We start from the raw sequence: 281 nt of genomic DNA, 5'->3' as shown, positions 1-281 counted from the left end.
CCTACAATGCCAAATATACAAGGCTGGGCGCTTCGTGATGTTATGAATTTAGCAAAAACATTAAAGCTTAACCTAAAACCTACTGGTACCGGATTCGTAACCGAACAAAGTGTGGCAGAAGGAACATTGTTACAACCTGGTACAGAGTTAGGTGTAACGCTTGTACCGCCACTTGAACCACAACAAGAAGCAGAAGAACAGTAATGGTAAAAGAGTAGAAGTTCTAATTAAATAAGTACAAGCATATATTGGAACAAGCTAGGCGTAAGGGAGGCTTGTTC

1 protein-coding gene is annotated in these 281 nt (G+C 40.6%); it reads left to right on the top strand.

The window, feature by feature from the left end; all coding sequences use genetic code 11:
* Positions 1–204, top strand: a 204-nt coding sequence (locus ACSG5Z_RS32360; protein ID WP_435712988.1) for a PASTA domain-containing protein, incomplete at its 5' end; no start/stop codon positions are given.
* Positions 205–281 lie beyond the last annotated feature (77 nt).

The sequence above is a fragment of the Bacillus pretiosus genome (genome assembly GCF_051294775.1).
Taxonomy (GTDB): domain Bacteria; phylum Bacillota; class Bacilli; order Bacillales; family Bacillaceae_G; genus Bacillus_A; species Bacillus_A wiedmannii.
This window is presented reverse-complemented; position numbering and strand designations above follow the sequence as displayed.